Origin of the sequence: Methylobacterium tarhaniae (genome assembly GCF_001043955.1) — a bacterium.
GTDB classification, from domain to species: Bacteria; Pseudomonadota; Alphaproteobacteria; order Rhizobiales; family Beijerinckiaceae; genus Methylobacterium; species Methylobacterium tarhaniae.
In genome coordinates, this window is sequence record NZ_LABZ01000081.1 from 1 (window position 1) to 736 (window position 736).

Sequence of the window (736 nt, forward strand, 5' to 3'; positions counted from 1 at the left end):
GAGCACAAATTCCCCATTGCGCCAACTTTCTTTTCCAAGTGGCATTTCGATCCTAGCTGGGCTGGCACCGATATCTTCTATGCGCCCAAGGGAGCGCAATCGCACCCGAATCATCATTGCAAGGTTATCTTCCTTGCCTCAAAGCCCTTCATCAAATCATTTAAGAACGCTATCGACATCGGATGCCGCGACGGAGAATACACACGTTATCTTCAGTCATGCTTTAAACATGTATACGGCTTCGATCCCCGCCGGCGTGACGCATTCAACTACAATGTTGATCTGCGCCGAGCAACTCATTTCAATTGCGCGCTCGGAGATGTTGCTGGAACAATCACGATGTACGGCGGCACCCATGACCCGCGTAATGCGGCAGGCACAACTGTTCCATGCTTAACCTTGGACTCGTTCGGACTTGAAGATATTTCGTACGTCAAGGTCGACGTTGAGGGTTTCGAGGAGAAAGTTCTTAAAGGCGGACAAAAGACTATCTTCCGCGATAGACCGGTCATCGTGATTGAGCAGAACGAGGCAACTTTGGCTGGAGCAGACATGTTTGGCGCGAAAATCTGGCTCGAGCAGAATGGATACAAGCATGTAGCGACCTGCCCGAGGGGTTGTAACTTTATCATGGCCCCAGTCTCGTAGTCATCCGGTGTGGTGTAGCGGTTGGGGGGCGACACGGGAAAAGCCCCCCTTGCAGGACTGGGGTTTGGCCGTCCCCGGCGGGATGAGC

The 736-nt window shown here is 52.7% G+C and carries 1 protein-coding gene; it reads left to right on the forward strand.

All coding sequences use genetic code 11. From position 1 onward, the window contains the following. A partial coding sequence (locus VQ03_RS31875; RefSeq protein WP_208605506.1) for an FkbM family methyltransferase occupies nt 1-648 on the forward strand: 648 nt, incomplete at its 5' end. Nucleotides 649-736 lie beyond the last annotated feature (88 nt).